Annotated in this window: 4 protein-coding genes and 1 pseudogene; 2 read left to right on the top strand and 3 right to left on the bottom strand. The window is 71.7% G+C overall.

Annotated elements, in window-relative coordinates:
• Both BFF76_RS24170 and BFF76_RS24165 read right to left on the bottom strand, forming a co-directional pair.
• Positions 1-216 (bottom strand): annotated as a pseudogene (locus BFF76_RS24170) (monooxygenase); the annotation flags it as partial.
• A 447-nt stretch (positions 217-663) separates the two neighbouring features.
• Positions 664-1434: an SDR family NAD(P)-dependent oxidoreductase gene (locus BFF76_RS24165; protein ID WP_065849052.1), complete on the bottom strand. Its 771-nt coding sequence runs from the start codon at positions 1432-1434 to the stop codon at positions 664-666.
• Positions 1435-1654: 220 nt separating this feature from the next.
• On the opposite strand from BFF76_RS24165, the gene BFF76_RS24160 reads away from it, so the two are divergent.
• The gene (locus BFF76_RS24160) at positions 1655-2239 is read left to right on the top strand and encodes a TetR/AcrR family transcriptional regulator (protein WP_234351878.1); all 585 of its coding nucleotides are present in this window, start codon (positions 1655-1657) and stop codon (positions 2237-2239) included.
• Positions 2240-2323: 84 nt separating this feature from the next.
• Positions 2324-2767, top strand: a complete 444-nt coding sequence (locus tag BFF76_RS24155) for a hypothetical protein (protein ID WP_234351877.1) — start codon at positions 2324-2326, stop codon at positions 2765-2767.
• Between the two features lie 72 nt (positions 2768-2839).
• Here the strand turns inward: BFF76_RS24155 and BFF76_RS24150 are convergent.
• Positions 2840-5627, bottom strand: a 2788-nt coding sequence (locus tag BFF76_RS24150; protein WP_141695651.1) for an SDR family NAD(P)-dependent oxidoreductase, incomplete at its 5' end; no start/stop codon positions are given.

Here is a 5627-nt window from a genome sequence, read left to right as displayed (position 1 = left end):
GTCCCGCAGTGCCTCCCGGGCGAAGTCCGGGTCGGCGTGCGGGTCGGCGTCGTAGTAGCCGAACTCCCCGGCGGTACGCCGGTACTGGGCGCTGCCGTCGGGCCGGATCCGCCGGTCGCGCTCGGCGCGGTACTTCAGGCGCAGCTCTTCGAGGTCGAAGCCCGGCTCGTGGACATCTGGGCCGGCGGGTGTGGGTGAGGTGTGGGGGGAGGGCATACGGGCCTCATTCCAATGGGGGGCGGGATCAGGTCTGGTGTCGTCGTGCGGCCGCCGGCGCCCCCGGAGCTCCGGTGCCGGCCTTGGGCAGGCACCGGCCTGTGGGCGCGGCATCGCTGGGCGAGGGGCCGTGTCGGCCAAGGAGTTCGGGCCTGCGCGGGGCAGAGGCGGCGCACCGGGCGGATGCGGCCACTCGGGGCTGGGAGGGTCTGTGTCCGGGGGCGTTCATGAGTAACTCACCACGGTTCTGGCAGCACTTGCGACGTACTCGCGCTCATGAAGTGCATAGTACACATTGTGTGGTTGATGCATATCGTGAAGGTGGCCGGGCGGCGGAAGGTGTCCGGAAATGGACACCCGGACGCCGGCGTGGATGCGGGGGAGTGGTGCCGGTCCGGTGGCCCTGCGGCTCCCCTGGTCGCACCCTCGCCGTCGGGTGAGGTCCGGTCAGACGGCGGACCAGCCGTTGTCGACGGGAAGAATCACCCCGTTGATGTTGCCCGCCGCGTCGGACGCGAGGAAGGCGATCGCCGCCGCCTGCTCCTCCGCCCGGGCGGGCGAGCCCGCGTTGCCCATGTAGGGGGCGAGGGCGGCCGGGCCGTGGGCGTCCCGGTCGGCGTCGACCCGGATCTTGGTGAGGGTGCCGCCGGGTGCGATGGCGTTGCAGCGGATGCCCTTGCCGCGGTACATGACCGCCAGTGACTTCGTCAGACCGGCGATGCCGTGCTTGGAGGCCGTGTACGCGGCGCCTGCCGCGCTGCCCCGCAGCGAGGCCTCGGAGGCGGTGAAGACGATGGCGCCCTTGCCCGCGGCGAGCATGTGCGGCAGTGCGGCTCGCGTGAGGCGGAACGGGGCCGTGAGGTTGACGCCGATGACGCGCTCCCACTCGTCGTCGCCGGTGTCGGCCGCCGCCGACATGCTGTCCATGATCCCGGCGTTGTTGACCAGGACGTCTATGCCGCCGAACTCCTCCACGGCCGTAGCCGCGACGCGGTCGACGACTGCCTGGTCCCGCAGGTCCCCGATCACCGCCACCGCCGTCCCACCGCCCTGCGCCACTTCTTCGGCGACGGCGAGGGCGGCCGCGTCGTCCACATCGGCGATCACGACCCGTGCACCCTCCTTCGCGAACAGCAGGGCGGTCGCACGGCCGATGCCCGATCCGGCGCCGGTGACGATGACGCTGCGGCCCGACGGGCCGCTGGTGGTGACGCTCACGTGATGCTCCTCGCGTTGTTGACGGAAGCGCACGCTACCTTTTGTGGCGCACAGTGCCAACATGGCGAGTGGTGTCATAAAGGAAACTGGCTACGATGTCAGCAGCCTCGAAGGAAGGTGGCCGAAAACCGTGGAAACCGCGCACGCGGAGGAGACGCAGGGTCCTGCACCGGCCGCCGGCGGGACCGCGGTCGGCGGAGCCCGCCTCGGTCGCCCTCCGCTGACCGAACGCCGCAAGGCCGAGACCCGGCTGGAGATCGCACGAGAGGCCGTCCGTCTCTTCGCCGAGCGGGGGGTGGCAGCGACGACCGCCGACGAGATCGCCGCCGCGGCGGGTATCTCCCAGCGGACCCTGTGGCGCTACACCTCGTCCAAGGAGTTGTGCGTCAGCCCCCTGCTGACCTACGCGCTCGATTTCGTCACCGCGCTCATGAGGTCGTGGCCACGCGACCGGCCCCTGGTCGAGGTGGTCGGCGTGACTCCGTCCTCGCTCCCGGTCGGCGCTGCGGACACAGACGCGGAAGCGCTCCGCGACCTGGTCCTGCTCACCCGCACCGAGCCCGGGCTGCGCGCCGTGTGGCTCCAGGTCCACCACGACGCGGAGCTGGTCTTCGCCGAGGTCATCGCCGAACGCACGGGGCACGGGCCGGACGACCTCGAGCCCCGGATGCAGGCGACCCTGCTCAACGGCGCGCTCCGTATCGCGGTCGAGCAGTGGGCGTGGAGCGCGGACCCGGAGCCGTCCTCCCTCCCCCGCACGGTCCACCGTGCGCTGGACATCGCCCGGGCAGGGCTGTCCGGCTGAGCGGCGGCACCCGCCCGGAGCCGGACGTTCCGGACGTGTCCGGTCGCCCGGCTCGTCGTTGACCAGGGCATGAACCTGCGGCCCATGTCCCTCGTGCTCGTCGCCCTGCTGAGTGCGGCGGGCTGCGTCTCCGTCCAGGCCGGAGGCGAGAGGCCCGCGCCCGCGGTTTCCCCGCGCTCCGGCAACGCCCCCGCCGTACAGGCCTCCGGAGTGCCCACCGCGCCCCCGGCCGTCCATGACGTACTGGGGAAGAGCGAGGAGCGGCCGGAGCGCTCGAGCGGGAAGAAGAAACGGAAGAAGGCGGAGAAGGCGCGTGCCGCCGGCGCGGCGGCGCCACCGGCCCGCCAGGAGGCCCGGAACCAGCCGCGAGGGGTGGCTCCCGCCCGGCCCGAACCGCCACGCCGCGCGGGGACGCCCCGCCGGGCCCAGCAGCGGAAGTCCTACGACATGCGCACCGTCTGTGCGGCGGGCCGGGGGGTCGCGTCCGCCGACATCGTCGCCCTGTGCCGTACCACCTACGGCCGCTGACCGCAGGGCACGGTGCGGATGCTCGCCGGATACCCCCTCTGCGGGACGGACGGAGGGGGTATCCGCCCCTGGTCAGTCCTGGGCGTCCCTGGTGTCCAGATGCTCGGCGAGCTCCGCGATCGTGACGTAGCGGAACAGGTCGACCATCGAGACCCGGAGGTCCATGATCTTCTGGATGCTCTGGGCGATCCGGAGCGCTGTCAGCGAGTCCACCCCGAGCGCGAACGATGAGTCGTGCACATTGAGTTCGCCGAGGCCCAGCTCGCGGGCCCAGATCCGGGCGAGGGCACGTTCGGTGTCGCTGAACTCGGTCCTCTCCTTACCGAAGAGCTTCGGGCCGTCGTCGGACGACGGGGTGTCCGCCGTCGTGGCCGATCCGGTGTCGCTGCTGCGGGCAGCGGCGATGGCCTGCTGGATCGGGTCGGCCAGTAGCAGCGGTGCTCGGCGCAGCAGGTCCGTCAGCCCGGCGGACCCGCCCAGCTGCGGGTAGTTGATCTCACCGACGAGCACGGGCGTGCAGGCCGAGGAGAGGATCTCCTCGAAGCTGTCGAGACCGTCCTCGACCGACACCGAACGGAAGAAGCCCTGATCCTGCTGGACCCCGTGGTCGAACGCCATGCCGGTGTCCAGCCAGTCGCTCCAGTCGATCGTCACCGTCCACCTGCCGCGCGCTCCCCGCTGTTCGGCGAAGTGGTCCAGGTAGCTGTTGGCGGCGGTGTAGTCGCCCTGCCCGGCCGCACCGAAGACCGCCACCGTGGAACCGAAGTTGACCATGCACTCCGGCGGGTCGTCCTGGGTGACGAGGTCCAGCACGGTGGCGCCGAGCACCTTGGGGTTCAGCGTACGACGGAAGGTCTCCGGGTCCTTGCGGAAGAGGAAGCCGTCCCCGGCGACGCCGGCCGCGTGGACGATGCAGCCGATCGCCCCCAACTCGTCGCGGACCTCGGCGACGACGCTCCCCATCGCCGCCAGGTCGGTGACATCAGCGGAATAGCTGCGCACCTCGGCGCCGTTCTCCGCCAGTTCACGCAGCACCTCGATCTGCCTGCGCAGCTTCACGTCGGTGACCGCGTCCCACCGCTCGCGCGGCGGCAGCCCGGTGCGGCCGACCAGGGCCAGCCGGGCACCCGGCACCGTACGGCTCAGATGGCGGGCGACTGCCAGCCCGAGCCCGCCCAGACCGCCGGTGATCAGGTACACCCCGTCAGGGCGGACCGGACTGGACCGCGGCTTCTCGGGGAGGTGCACCGGGACGAGCTCCGCGACGTACCGCAGCCCGTCGCGCAGCGCGACGGTGGTGGGTGTCCGTGCGCCGAGCAGCTCGGCGCAGACGGCCGCGGGGCCGGTGTCCTCGGCGATGTCGAGGCAGAACACGTCGGTGTTCTCGTACTCCTGGCCGATCACCTTGGCGAGGCCGAAGAGCGTCGCGTGGACGGCAGCCGTCTCCTGTTCGGTGCCGGTCACCCGTGCCACCGAGGGCGCGACCACGCTGACCCTGGCCGGGGCGACGCCGCGCTCGGAGAGGCTGCGGGCCAGGTGGAACAGACTGTGGACGCCGTGGGCCAGCCGGTCCTCCAGGACGGCCAGATCCTCCTGGACGCGGCCGTCCGCCGGGGCCGCGACGTGCACGACCTCGTCCGGAAGTTCCGAGCCGAGTGCGTCCAGCAGCAGGCCGAAACCCTCGGCCGTGGGCGGAACTTCGTACTGGTCCGGACCGAGCGGCTGCCACTGGGCCGTGAGGGCCGCCTCGGTGACACTGACGCCGTGTGAGCGCAGCTCGGCGCTCAGCTCCCCGCTGATACCGCCCTGTTCGCCGATCACCAGGACCCGGGAGGGCGAGGTGTGCTGCCCCTCCGGCATCGGCGCCGGTACCCACCTGAGGGTGTGGTGACGGGAGTGCGGGCGCAGCTGGGCGACCGTGCGCTTGGCGTCGGTGACGCGCTTGACGGTGAAGCCGCGTATCTCGGCCGCGGTGGCCCCCGACTCGTCGCAGATCAGCACGTCCACCTTGCGGAACTCGGTGCTGTCCGCATAGTCGGGGTGAGGCTGGATGAAACTCAGGCCACGAGCGGGCAGCGGGCCGTGCAGGAGCAGTGAGTCGTAACCGACCGGGAGGAAGAAATCCCGGTTGCCGAGGGCGAGCCGGCGGTCATCGGCGGTGTCCAGGACGGCGAATCCGCTGAAGCCGGTGGCCTGGTCGAGCAGCGTCGGGTGCAGGGGGTAGTCCTGGCACTCGGCCCGGTACTGCTCGGGCAGGTCGAGCACGCCGAGGGCGGCGCGGATGCCGACGTGCACGGTCGGCAGGCTGCTGCGCCAGCGGTCACCGAACTCCATCACCTGGTGCTCGGTCTGCCGCAGGGTGATGTCCACGCTCTCCAGCGAACAGAGCTCACGAAGGCGTTCCAGGTCCTGCTGCGGCGCGGGTGCGGCGAGCGGCTGGACGCCGACCGTCCCCTGGACGTGGACCGTCCAGCGGTCCCCCGCCGGGTCGAGGCCGGCGACGGTGAACTCGGCTCGCGTGTCGTCGAGTTCGCGGATGGTCGTGTGCGCGGTGCGCGGGATGTCCTCCTGCACCAGCAGCGGGACCAGGAAGGTGACGTCGCGGAGTTCGGTGACCGGCCGGCCGAAGTGCAGCGAGGCGGCGGCGCGGGCCATCTCCAGGTAGGTGGTCCCGGGGACGATCGCCTCCCCGAGCAGCTTGTGCTCGGAGAGCACCCAGTGCCGCTCCAGCGAGAACTCGGTGAGGAAGACGGACTGGCCCATCGTGCGGAGCAGGACCTGGTCCAGCAGCGGGTGCGGGCCGGGGGTGTTCTGGACCGCAGCCTGCGGGACCTGGGGCTCCAGCCAGTGGTGTTTGTGT

Origin of the sequence: Streptomyces mutomycini, assembly GCF_001700505.1 — a bacterium.
GTDB classification, from domain to species: domain Bacteria; phylum Actinomycetota; class Actinomycetes; order Streptomycetales; family Streptomycetaceae; genus Streptomyces; species Streptomyces mutomycini.
The sequence above is the reverse complement of the archived record's forward strand: the minus strand, read 5'-3'. Positions and strand labels throughout refer to the sequence as shown.

What these genes read in the sequence shown, in the direction of transcription:
- BFF76_RS24155 (WP_234351877.1), top strand. Translation starts at nt 2,324, where the DNA reads ATGTCCCTCGTGCTCGTCGCCCTGCTGAGTGCGGCGGGCTGCGTCTCC.